Source organism: Paenibacillus sp. FSL H7-0326, assembly GCF_001955535.1.
In the GTDB taxonomy this organism is placed as follows: Bacteria; Bacillota; Bacilli; order Paenibacillales; family Paenibacillaceae; genus Paenibacillus; species Paenibacillus shunpengii.
On the sequence record NZ_MPVN01000026.1, the window covers coordinates 1 to 538 of the forward strand.

General features: G+C 45.5%; 1 tRNA gene and 1 rRNA gene. Both read left to right on the forward strand.

Annotated elements, in window-relative coordinates:
- Positions 1-67 (forward strand): 16S ribosomal RNA (locus BK126_RS28655); the annotation flags it as partial.
- Positions 68-225: 158 nt separating this feature from the next.
- A tRNA-Ala gene (locus BK126_RS28660) sits at positions 226-301 on the forward strand.
- Positions 302-538: the final 237 nt, after the last annotated feature.

A 538-nucleotide genomic window follows, 5' to 3' on the forward strand; every position in this document is an offset into this window, starting at 1 on the left:
GTAGATGATTGGGGTGAAGTCGTAACAAGGTAGCCGTATCGGAAGGTGCGGCTGGATCACCTCCTTTCTATGGAGTACTAGCTTCCTGTAGGGAAGCGTACATCGAGAGCATATGCTCGTTTCCTGCAATGGAAACATTCAAATATACGCACGACGAAAGTCGGCGGATTACTTTGCAATAGCAAAGCTTCATCATTCCATTTGTTCAGTTTTGATGGAACTTGAGGGGCCATAGCTCAGCTGGGAGAGCGCCTGCCTTGCACGCAGGAGGTCAGCGGTTCGATCCCGCTTGGCTCCACCATAAGATTCTGTCAATTAAATTTGTTCTTTGAAAACTAGATAAACGAAACAATTTTGCGATTTAGAAATATCCTTCTTACCTGAACTTGTGTTCAACAAGTGAAGTAAGAAAGTGCTTAGTGAGGTTTTTGGATGAAGAACGACTTTTGACGTAGTCAACTGGAGAGATTCAGCCAAAACACCGAACGTTGGTTAAGCTATTAAGAGCACACGGAGGATGCCTAGGCGCTAGGAGCCG